The sequence below is a fragment of the Thermocatellispora tengchongensis genome (assembly GCF_014202315.1).
GTDB classification, from domain to species: Bacteria; Actinomycetota; Actinomycetes; order Streptosporangiales; family Streptosporangiaceae; genus Thermocatellispora; species Thermocatellispora tengchongensis.
Genome location: NZ_JACHGN010000017.1, coordinates 215468 through 235665, shown reverse-complemented (window position 1 = coordinate 235665; position 20198 = coordinate 215468). Strand labels below are relative to the sequence as shown.

20 protein-coding genes are annotated in these 20198 nt (G+C 69.5%); 10 read left to right on the top strand and 10 right to left on the bottom strand.

Translation table 11 applies throughout. The features are described from left to right. Positions 1-177 precede the first annotated feature (177 nt). Together HNP84_RS51520 and HNP84_RS51515 are read left to right on the top strand one after the other, a co-directional pair. Positions 178-432 carry an amidohydrolase family protein gene (locus HNP84_RS51520; RefSeq protein ID WP_221337154.1) on the top strand — a complete coding sequence of 85 codons (255 nt, stop codon included), beginning with the start codon at positions 178-180 and terminating at the stop codon, positions 430-432. Continuing rightward, the gene (locus HNP84_RS51515) at positions 408-677 is read left to right on the top strand and encodes a hypothetical protein (RefSeq protein WP_221337153.1); all 270 of its coding nucleotides are present in this window, start codon (positions 408-410) and stop codon (positions 675-677) included. The genes HNP84_RS51520 and HNP84_RS51515 overlap by 25 nt, the downstream gene beginning before the upstream one ends. Before the next feature lie 200 nt (positions 678-877). On the opposite strand, the gene HNP84_RS34925 is transcribed toward HNP84_RS51515, so the two are convergent. Next, positions 878-1990, bottom strand: coding sequence for a DUF1648 domain-containing protein (locus tag HNP84_RS34925; RefSeq protein WP_221337152.1), 1113 nt, complete (start codon positions 1988-1990; stop codon positions 878-880). Continuing rightward, positions 1987-2394 carry a GntR family transcriptional regulator gene (locus tag HNP84_RS34920; protein ID WP_185054317.1) on the bottom strand — a complete coding sequence of 136 codons (408 nt, stop codon included), beginning with the start codon at positions 2392-2394 and terminating at the stop codon, positions 1987-1989. The genes HNP84_RS34925 and HNP84_RS34920 overlap by 4 nt, the downstream gene beginning before the upstream one ends. Before the next feature lie 76 nt (positions 2395-2470). Between HNP84_RS34920 and HNP84_RS34915 the strand changes: the two genes are divergently transcribed. Both HNP84_RS34915 and HNP84_RS34910 read left to right on the top strand, forming a co-directional pair. Then, on the top strand, positions 2471-2836 hold the full coding sequence (locus HNP84_RS34915; protein ID WP_185054316.1) for a hypothetical protein: 366 nt from the start codon (positions 2471-2473) through the stop codon (positions 2834-2836). Positions 2837-2860: 24 nt separating this feature from the next. Continuing rightward, positions 2861-4729 carry an alpha/beta fold hydrolase gene (locus tag HNP84_RS34910; protein WP_185054315.1) on the top strand — a complete coding sequence of 623 codons (1869 nt, stop codon included), beginning with the start codon at positions 2861-2863 and terminating at the stop codon, positions 4727-4729. A gap of 557 nt (positions 4730-5286) precedes the next feature. Here the strand turns inward: HNP84_RS34910 and HNP84_RS34905 are convergent. From HNP84_RS34905 to HNP84_RS34895, 3 genes are all read right to left on the bottom strand, one after another. After that, a complete protein-coding gene (locus tag HNP84_RS34905; protein WP_185054314.1) occupies positions 5287-5637 on the bottom strand; it encodes a hypothetical protein in 351 nt (116 codons plus the stop codon). Positions 5638-5921: 284 nt separating this feature from the next. Beyond that, positions 5922-6653, bottom strand: a complete 732-nt coding sequence (locus HNP84_RS34900) for a hypothetical protein (protein WP_185054313.1) — start codon at positions 6651-6653, stop codon at positions 5922-5924. 46 nt (positions 6654-6699) lie between these two features. Continuing rightward, entirely contained in the window at positions 6700-7914 is a 1215-nt protein-coding gene (locus tag HNP84_RS34895) for a pyridoxal phosphate-dependent aminotransferase (RefSeq protein WP_185054312.1), read from the bottom strand. A gap of 92 nt (positions 7915-8006) precedes the next feature. On the opposite strand from HNP84_RS34895, the gene HNP84_RS34890 reads away from it, so the two are divergent. Beyond that, a complete protein-coding gene (locus tag HNP84_RS34890) occupies positions 8007-8702 on the top strand; it encodes a winged helix-turn-helix transcriptional regulator (protein ID WP_185054311.1) in 696 nt (231 codons plus the stop codon). A gap of 62 nt (positions 8703-8764) precedes the next feature. Then, entirely contained in the window at positions 8765-9568 is an 804-nt protein-coding gene (locus HNP84_RS34885) for an SAM-dependent methyltransferase (RefSeq protein WP_185054310.1), read from the top strand. 45 nt (positions 9569-9613) lie between these two features. Here the strand turns inward: HNP84_RS34885 and arfA are convergent, their stop codons facing one another. The 4 genes from arfA to HNP84_RS34865 form a co-directional block, all read right to left on the bottom strand. Further along, positions 9614-11131, bottom strand: a complete 1518-nt coding sequence (gene arfA, locus HNP84_RS34880; RefSeq protein ID WP_185054309.1) for an arabinosylfuranosidase ArfA — start codon at positions 11129-11131, stop codon at positions 9614-9616. Positions 11132-11178: 47 nt separating this feature from the next. Further along, on the bottom strand, positions 11179-11979 hold the full coding sequence (locus tag HNP84_RS34875; RefSeq protein ID WP_221337150.1) for a carbohydrate ABC transporter permease: 801 nt from the start codon (positions 11977-11979) through the stop codon (positions 11179-11181). Between the two features lie 113 nt (positions 11980-12092). Beyond that, a complete protein-coding gene (locus HNP84_RS34870) occupies positions 12093-13064 on the bottom strand; it encodes a carbohydrate ABC transporter permease (RefSeq protein ID WP_185054307.1) in 972 nt (323 codons plus the stop codon). Then, entirely contained in the window at positions 13061-14347 is a 1287-nt protein-coding gene (locus HNP84_RS34865; RefSeq protein ID WP_185054306.1) for an ABC transporter substrate-binding protein, read from the bottom strand. The genes HNP84_RS34870 and HNP84_RS34865 overlap by 4 nt, the downstream gene beginning before the upstream one ends. A gap of 397 nt (positions 14348-14744) precedes the next feature. Between HNP84_RS34865 and HNP84_RS34860 the strand changes: the two genes are divergently transcribed. Together HNP84_RS34860 and HNP84_RS34855 are read left to right on the top strand one after the other, a co-directional pair. Continuing rightward, positions 14745-15764 carry a LacI family DNA-binding transcriptional regulator gene (locus HNP84_RS34860; protein WP_312926457.1) on the top strand — a complete coding sequence of 340 codons (1020 nt, stop codon included), beginning with the start codon at positions 14745-14747 and terminating at the stop codon, positions 15762-15764. 344 nt (positions 15765-16108) lie between these two features. Continuing rightward, entirely contained in the window at positions 16109-17146 is a 1038-nt protein-coding gene (locus HNP84_RS34855; RefSeq protein WP_312926455.1) for an arabinan endo-1,5-alpha-L-arabinosidase, read from the top strand. Positions 17147-17638: 492 nt separating this feature from the next. On the opposite strand, the gene HNP84_RS34850 is transcribed toward HNP84_RS34855, so the two are convergent. Beyond that, positions 17639-18628, bottom strand: a complete 990-nt coding sequence (locus HNP84_RS34850; RefSeq protein ID WP_221337149.1) for an NHL repeat-containing protein — start codon at positions 18626-18628, stop codon at positions 17639-17641. A 106-nt stretch (positions 18629-18734) separates the two neighbouring features. Here HNP84_RS34850 and HNP84_RS34845 point away from each other — a divergent pair, with 106 nt between their 5' ends. Then, complete coding sequence (locus HNP84_RS34845; RefSeq protein WP_312926453.1) at positions 18735-19259, top strand: MarR family winged helix-turn-helix transcriptional regulator; 525 nt, start codon at positions 18735-18737, stop codon at positions 19257-19259. A gap of 307 nt (positions 19260-19566) precedes the next feature. Beyond that, a complete protein-coding gene (locus HNP84_RS34840) occupies positions 19567-20193 on the top strand; it encodes a DJ-1/PfpI family protein (RefSeq protein ID WP_185054303.1) in 627 nt (208 codons plus the stop codon). Positions 20194-20198: the final 5 nt, after the last annotated feature.

Below are 20198 nucleotides of genomic sequence, written 5' to 3'. Positions count from 1 at the left end.
CAGGTTGATACCCCGACGGGGGTCCTGCGAACGGTGGTCCCACAGCAGGTCCGGGCACCGGCGCACACACCTGGCCGCCCAGAGGGATCAGGCAAGCGCACATGGTCAGCTATGCGACCACAAACGCCCCGCAGCCGCAACGACCACACCTCCGATCGGCGGCGTGGACAACGGCACATGGCCGTGACGCGAGCAGGGGCGAGGCTGCGGACCACGGCGGGCTGGGAGCCGCCGAACCACCGGCCGACGCCGGCCGTGGAGCTGCTCACCGTCCGGGAAGTGCTGCAGTACGCGACCATCAACGGCGCCAAGCACCTCGGGCTCGACGGCAGGACCGGCACGCTGCCGCCCGGCAAGCAGGCCGACATCGCGACGTCACCGCGCTCAACGTGGCCCCGCTCAACAATGTGCCCGGGGCGGTCGTCTCGCTGATGGGCCGCACCAACGTCGAGACCGTGATCGTGGCCCGCAAGGTGCGCAAGTGGCGCGGACGCCTGCTCGACTCCGATCTCAGCCGGCTGCGGCGCGAGCTCGAAGCCTCGCGGGCCAGGCCGAGGCGACGGCTGCGCATCCGGGCCGGTGCCGCAGAGCAGGCCTTGCGACTGCTGGATGTGATGGACCCGGCGGTCATGAACGGCACCGACCTGGAGACCAGGTCGCCGCCTGCCTACGCGTGATGTGCACGGAGCCGAGCGCAGCAGCGACCAGCCAGGACGTGGCGGTCATGGTCGAGAACTTCCAGGCGGCCAACCGTGTCCAGGCCCAAGTAGCCATGGAGGTGATCGAGTCCGGCAAACGGATACGCCGCCCGGAACGTGCTCACACACCGCAACCCCTTACCTGGCGTTTTCAGATGCGGACCGCAGTGCCAGTCGCCTCAACTGGTGGATGGCAGGTCGATTATGCCGAGAAGTTGCAGCAGCGCGAGCGAGGCGAGGACGGCCAGCACGGTCCAGGCGACGGGGTTACCGAGATTGAGTGTCCATCGGCTGCCGACGCGCTGGTGGACGAGGATCGCGGGGTCGTGGCGGTTTATGTAAACGGTTCCGGCCAGATGCCAGTACCGGTCATCATCGCGTTGCACGTAGCCGGAACCGGATTCCCCGGGCTGGGCCGGGAGACGGTGGCCTGCTTCGCCGACCCGGACGCCGAAGATCAGGAAGGCGGCCACGACGGCCGCCATGGGCGCCCAGGTCGCCGCCGTTGTCAGCGGCGAGGGCGTGAGGAGATCCCACTGCTGAAGGCCCAGCAGAAGCAGGGTGAGGTTGGCGCAGGCCACGCCGGCCAGCAGGAGGGTGGCGATGCCGCGCACGTATACGCGGTAGCGTCGAGCCGAGCTCGCCGGGTGCTCGGCGTCCGTCTCGGGTCTGGCTCGGACGATGACGGCCACAAGCAGTGGGGCGAGGATGGTGATCGCGGTCTGGGACAGGACCGGGGCGAAGGCGGTCACGGGGGTGGTGGCGACGCGATGGTGGACGTCGACGCCTAGCCCGCGCAGGGCGGCCAGCGTGTCGGGCAGGCTGCCGTATCGCGCGAGCCCGATGGCGGCGGTGCCGGTCAGCAGGGCGAGCGAGGGAATCAGCAGCGGCCATGGTGGCCGTACCGGGTGGGTACGCCAGGTGGTGTCGGCGGTGATGGCCTGTCGTGTGTCGGCGTACCAGTTGCCGTGCCGTTTGGCGGCGTGGATCGCGCGGTGCGCGGTCGCGTAGAGCGCGATGTCGGCGGCGCCCAGGAGCACGGCGGTGGCCGTGAGCACGCCGGGGGTGCCGCGTATGACGGCGGCGGCCGACACGAGGGCGGCCAGTACGCCGAGGGTCACCACCGCCCGTGAGTAGCGGCGGCGTTGCGCGGTGATGGCCGGGTCGGTCACACGGGCCGCCGGCACCCGTACGCCGAAGGGCAGCGTTGGACGGGCCAGCACCGGCAAGGACCAGGCGGCAACGGTGAGCAGTGCGGCCTGGGCAAGGCAGGCGAGGGCGAGCATGGTCATGCTGGTTCCTTCGTGGTCGGCTCGGTGTGGAACGAGGCGAGGGTGTCGCCGCACCGCTGGAGCACCTCGTCGGCGGTCATGCCCTGCACGGTGGCCTCGGCCAGGAGCGTGCGCAGCCGCGCCTGCCAGTCGTCGGCGTAGCCGGGCTGCGGGGGCCCAGAGGAAGGGTCGCGGCGGACCATGGCTCCGCTCTTGCGGTTGATGCGGATGATCCCCTCTTGGCGCAGCAGGTCGTAGGCCTTATTCACGGTGTGGAAGTTGATCGCCAGGTCGGCGGCCAGCTGCCTGATGGAAGGCAGGGCAGACCCCTCCGCCAGATCACCACCGGCGATGGCTTCCACAACCCGGTCGCGGATCTGCTGGTAAAGCGGCACCTCGCTGCCGAGGTCGATCGTCAGGAGCACAACCACAATCTTATCTGATATAGATGAGCTATAACAGATAGAGGAGACGTATCCCGGTGTGCGAAAGGAAGACAACATGGCCTCAGTGACCCTCCACCGTGATGCCCTGAGCGTCCGGTTCACCTTCTGGGAGCGCCCTTTCGCCCTGCGCGGCGCGCTCACCATCCCGTTGACCACCGTGCGCCACGTCACCGACGTCGAGCGGCCACTACGGAAGACCCGAGGAATGCGCCGCGCCGGCGTGCTCGTCACCGGGCTTCTCAAGATCGGTTCCTGGGGGCCGCCGGCCGGAGCCCGGCAGTTCGTCTGCGCGCGGCGCGGCGTGCCCGCCCTGCACATCGCCCTCGACCCCGGCACATCAAAGCTCGGCTACGACGAACTGCTCATCAGCACCACCGGTGCCGCCCAGGTGGCTGCCGCCATCTCGGAGGCAAAGCGATGACCCCCCCCAGAAAGGACCGCCACCATGCGCTCAAGCCCTGAGCTGCAAGCCGCCGATACGCGGGAGGGTCTCCGCGGCTTTCGCCGACGTGAGCTGACCGTTTTCCTGCTCCTGGCCTTCACGGTCCCGTGGCTGCTGTGGCTGTTGCGGATGCTCACCGGCGTCGACCTCGTCGCTGGCGGCGGCATGCTCGGTGTCGGCGTGGCGACATTCGTGGTCGTACGCTGGATCCGCCGGCCCGGCGACATCCCGCGCGACACTGCCATGGCGCCGCTGCCCCCGAAGGGGCGGCTCGTGCGCCTGTGCGTGATCGGGCTGGCGGCCCCGCTCGTGTTCGCCTTCCTGGCCGTGGCGATCGGCGCGCTGGCCGGGGTGTATCCGGCCGACCTCACGGGGTTTTCGGGGCTGCGCGGCGTCTACGCGCCGGAGACGGTCGGACAGGACGACGTGCCCATCGGGCCGATCCTGTCCGCCTTGGCCGTCAACCTCGGGCTGTTCGTCCTGCTGCTGCCGCTGGCCTTCTGCGAGGAATGGGCCTGGCGGGGCTTCCTGCTGCCTCGGCTGCGGCCACTCGGGCTGTGGCCTGCACTGCTGCTCGGCGGCCTGATCTGGGGGCTGTGGCACCTGCCCGGATACGTCGGCACCGGCACCGCCCATCGGCTGGTCCCCTTCCTGGTGACCGTGATGCTCTTCAACGTGCTGCTCGGCTGGCTACGCCTGGCCTCCGGGCTCATCTGGCCCTGCGTGGTCGCCCACGCCGCGAACAACACGCTGGTCATCGGCTTCGTCAACGTCCTGTTCGCCTCCGACGACCCCAGGGCGCTGAGCAATCCCTGGACCATCGGGCTCAGCGGGTGGCCGGGCTGGCTGGTCATGCTCGCAGCCATCGCCGCCCTCGTGGGCAGCGGTGCGTTCCGCCGCGCGGCCGAACGCGAGCCGGTGCCGGCCCGCGTGACAGCGCGCGCAGGCTGGATGCGGCGCGTGCGGACAGGGTTCCTCGGCACCCTGCTGGTGGCCTGCTTGACCGGCGCGGCCGTCGAGCAGTCACTCGCGCCCACCGACCCACAGCGCCATGCATCCCCCGGGCGCCTGGTCGACCTGGGCACACACCAACTCCACCTGCGCTGCCTGGGATCCCAGGGGCCCACGGTGGTCTTCGCGTCCGGATGGGGCGACTCCGCCACCACGTGGGCGGATCTCCAGGACACGCTCGCCGCCTCCGGTCGGCGCTCCTGCGCCTACGACCGCGCCGGCTATGCCTGGAGCAGCCAAGGACCTGGGGAGCAGGACGTCACCACCCAGGCCGCCGATCTCGCCGCGTTACTTTCCCGGGCGGGCGAACCCGGACCGTTCGTGCTCGTCGGGCACTCGTGGGGCGGACACATCGCGCGCCTGTTCCACGCCCGATGGCCGGACCGTGTTGCCGGCATCGTCCTGCTTGACCCCGCCGACGAGTACAGCAAGGACGATCTCGCCCTCCTGGCCACGATTCAGGCCAAGGCGTGGTCCGCGGCGACCGCTGTGGGTCTGCTTCGTACAGGCGCATGGATGGTGGACCCGCGAGAACCCCGGCTCACCCGCGACAACGTCCCCGTGGTGTTCGGCCCGTCCACCTGGACAGCCGCCGCCGCGGAGATGCGCACCTACGACACCAGCACCCAAGCCCTCCGCAAGCTGCCCCGAACCGCCGGATCGTGGGGCTCGCTGCCTGTGGCCGTCATCAGCGCTCGCCCCGACCAGCAGATCATCGCCCATCACCGGCAGATCGCGGCCCTATCAACACGTGGACGCCACATCGTCGCACCCACTGGCGACCACTACGTGCACCTTGCCGAACCGGCGCTGGTCCTGCACCACATTCGCCAAATGGCCGCATCGGGGCACCGGCAATAAACGCGTCTTCGCGATCGGGACCGGCCGTTGGCGGCTGGACCTGGAGCCGGCCGGGATCAGGCATCTGACGGGCCCGGCCGACGCCGTCCGAGCTCGCGACCCCGACGGCTTCACCACGGCCGGGCAGGCCGGACTACGGCTCGGCTGGACGGCCGGCTGGGTGGAGACGGTCCTCGGCGAGTGCGTGGCCGTTCTGCCGGCCTGGCACGGCGGCATGGTTGCCGAGGTGACCAGCGAGTTGGTGGACGCCTTCGAGGCCGCGATCGCCTGGACCAGGACCATCCCGGCAAGCTCGCGCCGCGCTCACCGCAACCGGATCGATGGTTTCCGGCAGATCTCGTTCGAGTCCCGCATGATCGACACTCCGCCCCGACGACGCCCCCTGGGCGCGCCCCCTGGAGCAGCGTTTCTCCCAAGTGCCGATGGCGGCGGCGTGGGCGGTAGGCCAGTGCCGGGCGCCCTGCAGAGTCTCGCGCTTGAGCGTGGCGTTGAACGCCTCGGCCGCGGCGGTTGTGTCCACTGGATGCCCCCTGTCACTTCACCACGGAGACGATCCGTTACAACCGCCACAGAGCTTTCGCTATGTGACGGACTCCGATCCCCGCAGCCTTAGAACGAGTCGCCCTCGCCGCGGGCGGGATGTTCTCCCAGGACGGCACCGAGGTTATTGCAGATAAGTACCGTTTCCGCTCGCGTCCGGCTTTCCCCATGACCGCCGCCGCGGCGAGGACGATGCCGATATACGCGAGCACGAGGACGATCCCTGACGCGGACATGGCCAGCATCACAGCCAGAGGACCTGACTCCTGAACAGCCGTGGTGATCTGGTACATGACGAACGATTGGAACGCGAGCCAGCAGACGGTGAAGATCACAAACCCAGGTCCGACGCTCGGCCGATCTGCCATGCACGGATTGTCCCCCCGCATGGGCCGGCAGACCACAACGGCGGCGCAACAAGACGAGGCTTCGGCTCGGTGGCGTGGGCGTGGCGTAGCGGGTGGATGTCGATGTCGACGCCGGTGGCGGCGCAGCAGCCTTCCAGCGGTGGTGGGCGGTGCCGTAGGGGGCAATCAAGTAACCCTGAAATGCGCACGCCGCAGGTCGGGAACCGAGCGCCTCGCTTCGCCCCGGCGCCAGCACTGACCATTGCCGCGCGACGCGCAATAGGCGGAACGCCGCATCAACAAGATCAAAGAGCGGACGCTCTACCTTGCGGCTCATCGCACGGATCGGAGGGGCGGGCCTTGGGGCCGTACAGCTTGTCGTAGGCGCGGCTGACGTGCTTCGCGGACAGCCGCGCAATACCTGACCCGCCCAGGTACGGGCCCAGCTTCTGGGCGAGGTCCTCGTTCGCCTGAACCAATTCGAACAGTGCGATGAACACCACGGCGAAGCCGGCATGGGCGAGGGGTTCGGCGCCGGCCGCCACCAGGGCCGCGGCGCTCGATGAACTCCCACTCCTCGTCCGTGAGTATGCCCGGTTCAGGTCCCCGCCGGTACGCGGTGCGGCTTCCTGCTGGTCCCCGAACGGCGCGGCGTGCCCGGAAGCAGGACGATCAAGGTGGGGTTCGCGGTGCGCCGATCGACGGCCCCCGACCGCAAGCCCGACCCCGTCGTGTACACCAGCGGCGGGCCCGGCTCGGGATCGATCCAGCTCACCGGCTACTTGTCGCAGATGACCCTCGGCCGCGACCGCGACGCGATCGTCCTTGAGCAGCGCGGCAGCCGGTGGCCCGAGCCCGCGCTCGAATGCCCCGAGATCGCCCGCGGCGTCCTGGACGCGCTCGCCCGGCCCGGCCCGCGTCCCGGCGAGCATCGCCGTCCATTCCGTCCCGCTCGTCGTGGCGCTGGTGCTGAACGGATGGCGCCGGCGCGGCGAGCGGTTGTGGCCGCGCCTGCTCGCGGTGGTGGCGTTCGGCACCCTGGTGTGGTGGTTCCAAATCGCGAAACCGGCTCACCGGCCGGGCTCACACCTGCCGGTATCCGTCGAGGAAGCGGCCGATGCGGCTGATCGCGGCGTCGAGCTCGTCGGCGTAGGGCAGGGTCAGGATGCGGAAGTGGTCGGGGTACGGCCAGTTGAAGCCGGTGCCCTGCACGACCTGGATCTTCTCGCGCAGCAGCAGGTCCAGCACGAACCGCTCGTCGTCGACGATCTTGTGCACGGCCGGGTCCAGCCGGGGGAACGCGTACACCGCCCCTCTGGGCTTGACGCAGGAGACCCCCGGAATCTCGTTGAGCCGCTCCCAGGCGCGCGTACGCTGCTCCTCCAGACGTCCGCCGGGCAGCACCAGGTCCTCGATGGACTGCCGGCCGCCAAGGGCGGCCTGGATGGCGTGCTGGCCGGGGGCGTTGGCGCACAAGCGCATCGAGGCGAGCATGGTCAGGCCTTCGAGGTAGTTCTCCGCGTGTTGCCGGGGACCGGTGACGGCCAGCCAGCCGGCGCGGAAACCGGCCACGCGGTACGACTTGGACAGCCCGGAGAAGGTCAGGCAGACCAGGTCGGGGGCGAGGGCCGCGACGTGATGGTGCACCGCGTCGTCGTACAGGATCTTGTCGTACACCTCGTCGGCGAAGACCATCAGCCCGTGCCGCCGCGCCAGGTCGAGAATGCCCTCCAGCAGTTCGCGGGGGTAGACGGCGCCGGTGGGGTTGTTCGGGTTGATGATGACGACGCCTTTGGTGCGGCCGGTGACCTTGGCGGCCATGTCGTCGAGGTCGGGGTACCAGTCGGCGGACTCATCGCACCTGTAGTGCACCGCCTTGCCGCCCGCCAGCTTGGTGACGGCCGTCCACAGCGGGAAGTCCGGTGACGGGATCAGGATCTCGTCGCCGTCGTCCACCAGCGCCTGCACGGCCATCGTGACGAGTTCGGAGACGCCGTTGCCGAGGTAGACGTCGTCCACTCCGACCCGCTCGATGCCGCGCTGCTCGTAGTACTGGGCGACGGCGCGGCGGGCGGGCAGGATGCCGCGCGAGTCGGTGTAGCCGTGGGCGCGCGGCAGGTTCCGGATCATGTCCTGGAGGATCTCGTCGGGCGCCTGGAACCCGAACAGCGCCGGGTTCCCGGTGTTGAGCCGCAGCACGCTGTGCCCCGCCTCCTCCAGGGCGTTGGCGTGCTCGATCACCGGCCCGCGGATCTCGTAGCAGACGCCGTTCAGTTTGCTGGACTGCCGAAACTCCATGTGCTGGTCTCCATCGCGGGGCGCGCTTCGCCGAAAGGACACTTGGTTCTACCAAGTAGCCACTTGGAAAGTCCAACCTTTAAGGTGTCGGCATGGCACGGCGGAGCTACGACCACTTCTGCGCGGCGGCGCGCGCTCTGGACGTCATCGGCGACCGATGGGCCCTGCTCATCGTGCGCGAGCTGCTGGCCGGCCGCCGGCGCTACACCGACCTGCACGCCGACCTGCCGGGGATCAGCACCGACATGCTCGCCGCCCGGCTCAAGGAGCTGGAGCAGGACGGGGTGGTCACGCGCCGCAAGCTGCCGCCGCCGGGCGCCGCCACGGTGTACGAGCTCACGCCCCGCGGCCGGGATCTCCTGCCGGTCCTGGCCGCCCTGTCGGCGTGGGGCGCGTCCGAGCTCGCCGACCGGCGGCCCACGGACGCGGTGCGGGCGCACTGGTTCGCCATCCCCCTGATCGAGCGGCTGCGGGAGTGCGCGCCGGACCTTGACGGAGTGGTGGAGATCAGGCTGGACGAGGGCGTCTTCCACGTCCACCTTGGCGGCCCGTCCTATGGTGACGGGGCGGCCGACGATCCCGACCTTCGGCTGACGATGAGCAGCGAGACCTGCCGCGCCCTCGTCCAGGGCGCGATCACGCCGGCGGAGGCGTACGACGCGGGCACGCTGACCGTCATCGGCGACGGCCCTCTCGCCGACGCGTTCCGCGGGAAACCCGACGGCCATCCGCCCGAGGACGGTGTTGATCGAGGCACGGGGACGTACGGCCGTCCATATGGATCTTGAGGGTGCTACCGGCGCTAGGCTTGTCGCCTCCCGATCGCGTCACTTGATGGAGTAGACCCCCGATGAGCGATGACGTGCCATCCAGCAGACTTCAGACCGACATCGCGCACTCCGCGCGGGTGTGGAACTACATCCTGGGCGGCAAGGACAACTATCCCGCCGACAGAGAGGCCGGCGACCTGATCTTGCGGATGTTCCCCGACTTCGCGCGGGTAGCCCGGTTGCAGCGGCACTTCCTCAAACGTGCCGTCCGCTTCCTGGCCGCCGAGGCCGGCATCCGCCAGTTCCTGGACATCGGCACCGGGCTGCCGACCGCCGACAACACCCACGAGGTCGCGCAGCGGATCGCACCGGAATCGCGGATCGTCTACGTCGACAACGACCCGCTCGTACTGGTCCACGCCCAGGCTCTGCTGGTCAGCGCCCCGGAAGGGGTCACCGACTACATCGAGGCCGATGTGCGCGAGCCTGAGGTGATCCTGCGCGGCGCGGCGTCCAGTCTGGACTTCGACCAGCCGATCGCGCTGATGATGCTGGGCATCATGGGGCAGATCTCCGACGAGGAGGACCCCAAGGGGCTGATCGACCGGCTGATGGCGGCTCTGCCGCCGGGGAGTTATCTGGCGCTCAGCGACGGTGTCGACACCAATCCGGCCTTGAACGCGGCGATCGAGGCGTACAACGCCAGGTCGGCGAACACCTACCATGTGCGGTCTCCCGAGCAGTTGGCGGGCTTCTTCGACGGGCTGGATCTGGTCGAACCCGGCGTGGTGGTGACGTCGAGGTGGCGGCCGGACCCGGTGAAGGTCGGCAGGGTGCCGGAGGACCAGGAGGCCGCCATGGGCGGGGTCGCCCGCAAGGCGTGATCCATCCTCCCCACGCCAGGCGCGACCTCATCCACGGCTCATCACCTACTCTCCCGCAGGCCGCAGGCGGATCGCGTTCCACGACACGCGGGGCAGCACGACGGTGAGCGTCTCACCGTCGAAGGACACCCGCTCGGTGGGGCGGAGCGTGACCCGGTCGGGGTGCTCGGCGGTGTTGGTCGCGCGCAGGTCGTCGTCGGTCAGTGTCCACGCCTCCGCGAGGCGCGGTTTCTCGACGAACAGGCGGAGGTCCACGGTCAGCTCCACGGGGTCGGTCTGGTCGCGGTTGACGGCGAAGATCACCACGTCGCCGGTCTCGGCGTCGTGGGTGGCGACGGCGTCGACGACGGGCACCTCACCGTGCCGAGCGGTGACGTACGTGGGTGAGGTGAGCCGGGTGCGCAGCACGCTGCCGCGGGCGAGGGCGGCGGTCTTGGCGAACGGGTGGAAGATGGTCTGCCGCCAGGCCGGCCCGCCGGGCTCGGTGCGGATCGGCGCGATCACGTTGACGAGCTGGGCCTGGCAGGCGGCGGTGACGCGATCGCTGTGGCGCAGCAGGGAGATGAGCAGGTTGCCGACCACGACCGCGTCGGCGACGTTGTACTCGTCCTCGATCACTCGCGGTGCGACGTCCCAGCCGGCGGGTGGTTCCTGCCCTTGGAAGCGGGACAGGTACCAGACGTTCCACTCGTCGAAGGAGAGGTTGATCTTCTTCTTGCTGCGCAGGCGGGCGCCCACGCTGTCGGCGGTGGCGACGATGCTGTCGACGAAGTGGTCCATGTCCACCGCGCTGGCCAGAAAGGAGCCGAGGTCGCCGTCCAGCTCCTCGTAGTAGGCGTGGCAGGAGACGTAGTCCACGAGGTCGTAGGCGTGTTCGAGCACGGTGGCCTCCCACGTGCCGAACGTGGGCATGCTGGAGCTGGAGCTGCCGCAGGCCACCAGTTCCAGGCCGGGCTCGGCGGAGCGCAGCGCGCGGGCGGTGGCGGCGGCGAGCAGCCCGTACTCGTGGGCCGTCTTGTGCCCGGTCTGCCAGGGACCGTCGAGTTCGTTGCCGAGGCACCACAGCGTGATGCCGTACGGCTTGGCGGCCCCGTTGGCCCGGCGCAGGTCGGAGAGTGTGGTGCCCTCGGGGTGGTTGACGTACTCGTGCACGTCCAGGGCCTCCTGCACGCCCCGGGTGCCGAGGTTCACCGCGTACATGATCTCGACCTCGGCCTTGCCTGCCCACCGGGCGAACTCGTCGATGCCGACCTCGTTGGTCTCGACGGAGTGCCAGGCCAGGTCGCGGCGGCGGGGCCGCTGCTCGCGCGGGCCGATGCCGTCCTCCCACCGGTATCCGGAGACGAAGTTGCCGCCCGGATAACGCACCAACGTGACGCCCAGCTCGCGGGTGAGCGCGAGGACGTCGGTGCGGAACCCGTCCTCGTCCGCCAGGGGGTGATCCGGCTCGTAGATTCCGGTGTAGACGCACCGTCCCATGTGCTCGACGAAGGAGCCGAACGTGCGGCGGTTGACCGGGGCCACGACCGAGGCCGGGTCGAGGACGACGGATGCGAGGAGCATGGTTTCCCTTCGGGGCCGGCCTGATGCCGTGGATGGATGAACGGCTGTCATTTGAGGGCGCCCATCGTCAGGCCACCGCGCCAGTACCGCTGCAGCATGAGGAACGCGATGATCAGCGGCACGATCGCGACCAGCGCGCCCACGACGATGACGTTGAACAGGGCCGGTCCGCCGTTGCCGATGGTGGCCGACATGTACCACGTGCGCAGGCCGACGGTGAGCGGGAACAGTTCGTGGTCGCTGAGCATCACCAGAGGCAGGAAGAAGTTGTTCCAGGTGGCCACCATGGTGAACAGCAGCACGGTGACCAGCGCCGGCCGCATCGTCGGCAGTGCCACCTTGGTGAAGACCCGGAGTTCGCCGGCGCCGTCGATCCGGGCCGCTTCCAGCATCTCGTCCGGCACGGAGTCGTGCGTGTAGACGCGCAGCAGGTAGACCCCGAAGGGGTTGAGCAGAGAGGGCAGGATGACCGCCCAGACCGTGTCGGCGAGCCCGGCTTCGCTCATCAGCAGGTACGTCGGCAGGACCAGCGCGGTCGCCGGCACCATGATGAGGCCGAGCAGGGTCGCGAACAGGGCGTTGCGGCCGGGGAAGCGCAGTTTGGCGAACGCGTACCCGGCCAGGGCCGCGATCGCCGTCGCGCCGACGCCGCTGACCACCGCGTACAGCGCCGAGTTGCGCAGCCACTTGAGGTACACGCCGCCATCCTGGCTGGACAGCAGCGACAGGTTGTCGAACAGGTTGAAGTCGCCGCTGAACCACAACGGCTGTGAAGCGAACAACCCGTCGTTGTCCTTGGTCGCCGCCACGAGCAGCCACCAGAACGGCAGCAGGAAGTACATTGCCATGACCGCCATCACCGCGTGCGAGGCGATCCGGCCACCGGCGAATCGGCGCGGCCGGTGCGGTGCCGCTGCGGCTGACGTGGCGTGCGTGCCGGCACTGCCGTGTGTCACCGTGCTCACCGCAGTGCGCTCCTTCGTCTCGTGGCGAACAGGAAGATGTAGGACCCGACGAAGACGACCGCGCCGAGCAGGAACGAGATCGCCGCCGAGTAGTTGTACTGCTGGTAGGAGAACGCCTGCTGGTAGGCGTACACGTTGGGTGTGTAGCTGTTGGTGATCGCGCCGGGGTTGAGCGGCTGGAGGATCAGCGGCTCGGTGAAGAACTGCAGCGTGCCGATGATCGTGAAGATCGTGACCAGGACGATCGCCGACGAGATCATCGGGGTCTTGATCCGCAAGGCGATCTGCACCGGTCCGGCGCCGTCGATCCGGGCCGACTCGTACACCTCACGCGGCACGCCTTGGAGGGCCGCGTACAGCACGATCATGTTGTAGCCGGCCCACTGCCAGGTCACGATGTTGCCCAGCGAGTACAGCACCGTGTCACTGGACAGGAAGTCCACATCCGTCAGGGAGCTCAGCGGGCCGGTGTTCGGGCTGTAGAGGAATCCCCACATCAGCGTTCCGATCACCACCGGCACCGCGTACGGCACGAACGCCGCGAGCCTGAAGAACCGCGACAGCCGGGACGTCGCCCCGTCGATGAGGAGGGCGGCGAGCAGAGCAATGCCGATCATCACCGGCGTCTGCACCAGCCCGAAGACGATCACCCGCACCACGCCCCGGCGGAACTCGGGGTCGGCCAGCGCCTGCCCGTAGTTGTCGAGCCAGGCGAAGACCTCCCCCTCCACCAGCGTCGAGCGGTAGAGGCTCAGCTTGGCGGCGTATCCCATCGGCAGCAGCAGGAACGCGACCAGCAGGACGGCGAACGGCGCGACGAACAGCCAGCCGGCCACCGCCTGCCGCCCCGACGTACGGCGACGGCGGCGGCGGGCCCCTTTCCGGCCGTCCGGGCCGGTCGCCCGGGGCCCGCCGGCGGGACCGGGCGACTTCACCCGGGTCGAGGTCGACCCGTTCGCTGCGGTCATGGCGCGACCTTGAAGCCCTGCTGGGAGGCGTACGTGGACAGGTTCTGCTGTACGGTGTCCAACGCCGCGGGCCAGGATGACTTCTTCTCCACCGCTTGGTTCAGCGCCGTGGTCAGCTGACTGAAGTAGTAGCTGTTGAACGGGCTCCATTCGAACTCGCCGATGCCGTTGTACGCCGGCACGAACACCTCGTTGACCTTCTGGCCGCCGAAGAAGTCGTACTTCTTTTCGCGGAAGGCGTCCCACTCCAGGATCGGCGTGGCGGTCGGGAACAGGAACGCCTGATCGATGCCGATCTTCCAGGCGTCCTTGTTCACCCCGAAGATCTCCATGGCGACCTTGGTCGCCTCCCTCGGGTGCTTGGTCTGGTCGGTCACCGCGAACGCCGAGCCGCCCCAGTCCCCTTGCGCGTTCTCGCCGGGATTCCACTGCGGCAGGGGCGCAGCCCGCCACTTGCCCGACGTCTCCTTGGCCACGCTCGACAGATAGCCCGGTCCCCAGCCCGCGGCCAGGTACGTCGCGTACTTGCCCGTGCTCAGCCCGTTGTAGAAGTCGGTGGTGGCGAACGCGGCCGTGTCGGCCAGGCCGCTGTCGACCATGTCCTCCCAGTACGCCATCACCTTCTTGGCCGGCTCGCTGTTGACGTCCACGCCGATGTTGGGCGCCTGGGCGGCCTTGTAGGTGAACGGGCGCGCCCCTGCCTGCCACAGCAGGCCGGTCATGAAGCCGCCGTCGTTGGCCCCGAAGTCGGTCATGAAGCTGGTCGGCGAGGCGGCCTTCAGCTTCTGCGCCTGCTCCTTGAACTCCGCCCAGGTCTTCGGCACGGTGAGCCCATACTTGTCGAAGATGTCCTTGCGGTAGAGCATCGCCATCGGCCCCGCGTCCACCGGGATCGCGTACACCTCGTCGCCGTTGCTGACCTGCTTCCAAGCCCAGTCGACGTAGTTGCCCTTGATGTCGTTGGCACCGTACTTGCCCATGTCGACCAGGTGCTTGGTCAGCTGGAAGGTGGGGATCTCCTGGAACTCCAGCATCACCACGTCCGGCGCGCCCTTGCCCGCCTTGAGCGCGGTCTGCAGCTTGGTGTACTGGTCCTGCCCGGTGCCGGCGTTCGTCCACTCGATCTGCACGTCGGTATGGGTCTTGTTGAACAGGTCGACCACCGGCTGGAACGCGGGATACCACGCCCACACCTTGATCTTGACCGGCCCGTCGGGCTTGCCGCCCGGGTCAGAGCCGCCGCAGCCGGCCAGCACCATGGCGGCAGCGGTGACCAAGGCCATCGCCGCAGCCCGGGCCGCTCGGCGCCGTCTGCGTTCTACACTGAAGTACCTGACACTCATGGGGTCTCTCCGTGGGGATTCCATCGGCTCGAATCACGTGTGAGGTAGGTCGGCCCTCGGTGCTGGCACACCGTGGGCCGGCCGTCACGTCCCCGCCGCACACCCAAGGCCCCCGGGCGGTGTGAGGTGTGGCCGCTGTCACATACCCTGCGGGATGGGCAGGAAGGAGATCCTGTTCTACCATCTTTTGCAGCGCTGCAAGAAGCATGCACGCAGACCCGGTGGACGGCAAGAGGTAACCTGTCGGAAACTTCGCCGAGGGACGTCACGAGGTCTGAGAGCGACAGGCCGGCGGGGGGATCAGGTGCGACGAGGACGAGACGTAACGCTGCGCGACGTGGCGAAGCTCGCCGGCGTGTCCAGCCGTACCGTGTCCAACGTGGTCAACGGGTACGCGAACGTCACCGAGCGGACCAGGGCGCGCGTGCAGCAAGCCGTGGACCAGCTCGGCTACCGCCCCAACGTGCTGGCCAGGAATCTGGCCAGCGGCCGCTCCGGGCAGATCGCCGTCGTGGTGCCGTACCTGGACACGCCGTACTTTTCCGAGCTGCTGCAGGGCATCATCAGGGCCGCCCGCGTGCAGGGCTACAACGTGCTGATCGACCAGACCGACGGCGACCCCGAGCACGAGCGCATGCTCATCAACCACGGCTCCAGCAGGCTGCTCTTCGACGGCGTCATCTTCAGCCCGCTGGGCCTGTCCCAGGAGGCGCTCGCCGACCGCGACCCCGACCTGCCGCTGGTCATCCTCGGCGAACGGGTCAGCGACGGCAGGTTCGACCATGTCGGCATCGACGACGTCACGGCCTCCCGGCAGGCCACCGAACACCTGCTCGACCTCGGCCGCACCCGGCTGGCCGCGATCGGCGACCAGCCGTACGCGACGGGCGAGTGCGCGCAGCTGCGCACCCGCGGCTTCCGCGAGGCGCACGAGCGGCGCGGCCTGCCGGTGCACGAGGACCTCATCGTCCACACCCCCCGCTTCACCCGGCCGGACGGCGCCCAGGCGATGGCCCACCTGCTCGACCGGGACGACCCGCCGGACGCCGTCTTCTGCTACAGCGACCTGGTCGCGCTGGGCGCGATCCACACGCTGATCGCCCGCGGCCTGCGGGTGCCCGAGGACGTGGCGGTGATCGGCTACGACGACATCGAGGACGGCCGCTACTCCAACCCGTCCGTCACCACGATCTCGCCGGACAAGGAGATGATCGCGACCACCGCGGTCGAACGCCTGCTGCTGCGCATCGGCAGCACCACGCCCCCACCCGGCCTGGAGGTGCGCGCCCCGCACCGGCTCATCGTCCGGGAGAGCACCGCCGGGTCCCGCGCGTCGGTGTCGGCTCAGCACGGGTGACCGGAGGCCCCGAAAAGTTTCCGGCTTGTTTCACTTGCATCCTCATGGCGGTCGATGCATGCTGTTTGCAGCGCTGCAAACGGCGAGCGCAAGTCAAGATCCGGCGTCTGGCCGCCGGCGGGCCATGAGGGATCCGCGGGCGTGGGCGACCGGACACCCTGAGGCGGAGCGAACCCGCTTCGCGCCGGATAGTGATGTTAGCGATAACACTATCCACCGCCAGGGAACATCGATCATGAAGCTTGGCGCGCATCTCCCCTGTGCTCGTTAAGCGCTGAACCGCGAAATGTTAGCGATAACAATCAGGAGCCGCGCCACTCGACCCCTCAAGGAGAGACACCACCGTGAACACTCCCGCAAGCCCTCCCCGCCCACGACGCGTCCACCGCCGGATCGTCGTCGCGCTCGCGTCGTCCATCGTGGCGCTGCTCGCCTTATGCCAATCGATCGCGGGCGCCGGCGCGGCCGCCGCGGCCGCCGAAACCAGCGGCTCCGCACTCGCCTACCCCCTTCCCGGCTACGTCACCGGCGACATCGATGTGCACGACCCCGAGGTGACCAAACGGCCCGACGGGACATACCTGCTGGCGTACACCGGGAACAACATCTCGCTGAAGACCTCCACCGACCGCACCACCTGGCGGAACGCCGGCTCGGCGTTCCCCGGCGGAGTACCGTGGGCCCACCCCTACACCAACGGCAGCAACCACGTGTGGGCCCCTGACATCACCTACGTCAACGGCCGGTACTACATGTACTACTCGGCCTCCAGCTTCGGCTCCAACCGCTCGGCGATCTTCCTGGCCACCAGCACCACCGGCGCCTCAGGATCATGGACCCACCAGGGCCTGGTCATCGAGTCACGCACCAGCGACAACTTCAATGCCATCGACCCCAGCCTGACCATCGACGCCCAGGGCCGCTGGTGGCTGACCTTCGGCTCGTTCTGGTCGGGCATCAAGCAGATCCGACTCGACCCGGCGACCGGCAGGCGCAGCGGCACCACCCTCACCAGCGTCGCCGGCCGAGGCGGCGGCGCCATCGAGGCGCCCACCCTCATCCGCCGCGGCGCCTACTACTACCTGTTCGTCTCCTTCGACTACTGCTGCCGGGGCGCCTCCAGCACCTACCGGATCATGGTGGGCCGCTCCACCTCGGTCAACGGCCCCTTCACCGACCGCAACGGGGTGGCGATGAACTCCGGCGGCGGCACCGAGATCCTGGCGGGCCATGGCAATATCCACGGCCCCGGCCACCAGACCTACCTGGACGACAACGACGGATCAGTCCTCTTCTACCACTACTACGCCAACAACGGCGCACCCCTGCTCGGCATCAACAGACTCGGCTGGGACTCGGCAGGCTGGCCCTACGTCTTCTAGATCGCCAGGGGCCCCGGAGAAGGCTCACCTCCGGGGCCCCCACAGGCCCTTCCTCGACGACGCCGACCGGCCATGGCTCACCGCGGCGGTGTCAGCCTGTGCGCTCAGCCGGAGTTCGCCCGGCACGACGGCGCCGGGATGTCTCTGGCCGATCTACAGGACGCGGTGCGCGGAGACGAGGACGGTTCTCTGGTCGAGCACGCGGTCAGCCTGGTGACCGAGGTGGGCCGGGTGTGTGCGCGCGCCCGCGCGAACCATGCCCCCCATCTGGGCGACGGCTTGGCCAAGGTGCTGCTGCTCCTGCTCGCGCGCACCGGCTCTTTGACCACCCAAATCCCGGCCACCGCCGACACCCCCCGGGCCGTACAGCACGGGGTCCTCGCTACGAGGAGTGACGGAGGTGGGAAGAGACAGGGCCCGCCTCGCCCCTTGAAGGGACGAGGCGGGCCCTGGGGGATGTGGTCGGCGGCGGTCGCCCGTCACGGCCGCCGCTCAGGGGCGGGGGATGGCGACGGCGTTGTACGAGATGTGGGGGGTCGGCTCCGTGGTGAAGAACTGGATGTTGGGGAGGTACAGCCGGGAGCCGAAGGCGGCGATGGTCGTCGGCAGGGCGAACCGGCTGTCCTTCACCCGCCGTACGACGCGGCCCTCGGTCCCCGCCGCGTTCAGCCGCAGGACGGCCACGGTGTTGGACCGGTTCTGCACCGCGTACAGTGTCCGGCCGTGCAGCAACAGGCCGTCGCCTTCCGGCAGGGTCTCGCCGTGCAGGTTCACCTGGCGGGTCGTGCCGGTCGCCGGGTCGACGCGGAACAGTCCGCCGGTGTTGGACTGCACGACGATCAGACCCCGGCCGTCCGGGGTCGGCGTGATGCCGTTGGCGTTGAAGGCGGCGCTGCCGGGGCCGTCGTGGTACACGAGGTCACCGGTGAGCGGGACCCGGACCACGGCGTCGGGTAGCCGTTCGCCGCGCAGTGGCAGCTTGTAGAGCACCGGGTTGGTGGAGTCGGTGAACCACGCGGCGCCCTGGGTGAGGATGACGTCGTTGACGAATGCCGGGCCGGTGGCCAGCCGGTAGGAGGCCAGTACCCGGCCGGTGCGGGCGTCGAGGACTCGGGCGTCACCGCCCGTGCCGCCCGCCACGAACAGCCGTCCGTGCGGGTCGGTTTTCATCCCGAGGGCCGGGGTGCCGGGCCCGCGGCTGATGATCGCGCCGCGTCCGGTGCGTAAGTCGGCGCGGTAGATGGAGCCATCGGCCATGGAGCCGAAGTAGGCGTACGGGCCGGGTCCGGTTGCGATGCCCTCGGGTTGGAACCCGTTCGGCAGCCGGATCGTGGTCGGGTACACCGCCGGATCGGGACGGTGGACGGCATGGTGGACGGCATGGTGGACGACATGGTGGCCGGCGGCATGGTGGTGGCCGACGGCCGCCTGGGCCGGCGCGCTCATCGTGGCGGCCAGCCCGAGCACGAGCAGGGCAGACATTGTCCGACGGTGCACGGGTAAACCTCTCAACACTGAAATGTTCAACGCTGGAGACGGTAAGCCGAGTGATACGTTGATGTCAAACAGTTCAACGCTGAGGAGTGCCGTGGAGCGTGATGCCGTCGACCTCATCGTGGAGCAGTGGGCTCGCGCCCGCCCCGACCTCGACGCGTCCCCCATGCGGGTGCTCGGCCGTCTCTCCCGGGTGACCCGGATCGTCGAGCGCGAGCTCAAAGCGCTCTTCAACGAGTTCGGGCTGGAGCGGGGCGAGTTCGACGTCCTGGCCACCCTCCGCCGCGCCGGCTCGCCCGACGGCATGACCGCGGGCATGCTGGCCCGCTCCTCGATGGTGACCTCGGGCGCCGTCACCAACCGGCTCGACCGACTCGTCGCCAAGGGCTACGTCACGCGCGACGTGGACCCCGCCAACCGCCGTACCGTCGTCGTCGCCCTCACGCCCGCCGGCCGCGAGCTCATCGACCGCGCCGTCGCCGCCCACCTCGACAACGAACGACGCATCCTCGCCGCGCTCGACCGGCACCGGCAGGACGACCTCGCCGCGATCCTGCGCACCCTGCTGCTCAGCCTCGGCGACGAGGCGGATGACCCCCGCGCACTTGGCGACCCCTGAGCCTCAGTCCTCCGGGCCCGCGCGCACGCGCGTGTGAGGCGCCGGACGATACCGCAGGGTGCATGGCCTACTCGGTGGCCGGGATCATCCGCCGGTCGCCTGCGGCGTGATCAGACGAGGCCGGCGGCCGGGGATTCACAAGCCGCGGGAACCGGGAACGGCCGCGCGACGACTACTCGGACAGGCCGCAGTGCGGCCGTCGCCGTGGCGTGAATCCGGCGCATGTTGGCCTCGTGGCCGCTTCCCGCCGCGGTGACGCCCGGTGAACATGGGTGCTCCAAGCGGTACCGACGGTGAGGAGAGCTGGATGCGCGTCGACATCGTCGTCTTCGACGGCGTGGACGACCTGGACGTGGTGGGTCCGTACGAGGTGCTGCACATGGCGGGCCGGGCCGGGCTCGGCGTCACGGTGCGGCTGGTCTGCGTCGATGGTGAGCGGTCGGTGACCAGCGGGGGCGGGCTGGTCCTGCCCGCCGAGGGCTGGGCGCCGGGCGACGCCGACGTGCTGATCGTGCCGGGAGGCGGGTTCGCCCAGGTGAAGACCTCCGGGGTGGGCGCGGAGCTGGCGGCCGGACGGATTCCGGCCGCGCTCGCCGCGGCGGCCCGGCCCGGGCTGGTGCTCGCGTCGGTGTGCACCGGCGCCCTGCTGCTGGGCGCGGCGGGGCTGCTGGACGGCCGTCCCTGCGTCACGCACCATCGCGCGGTCGCCGACCTGGTGGCGGCCGGCGGCCGGCACGTGGCGGCCCGGGTGGTGGACGACGGCGACGTGGTGACGGCGGGCGGGATCACCTCCGGCCTGGACCTGGCGCTGTGGCTGGTCGAACGCCACCTCGGGGCCGACGCGTCCGCGCTGCTGGAACGCGTCCTGGAGTACGAGCGCCGCGAACCGCTGTGGCGCACCGGCCAGGAGCTGCCCGCGACGGCGTCCATCTGAGGGGG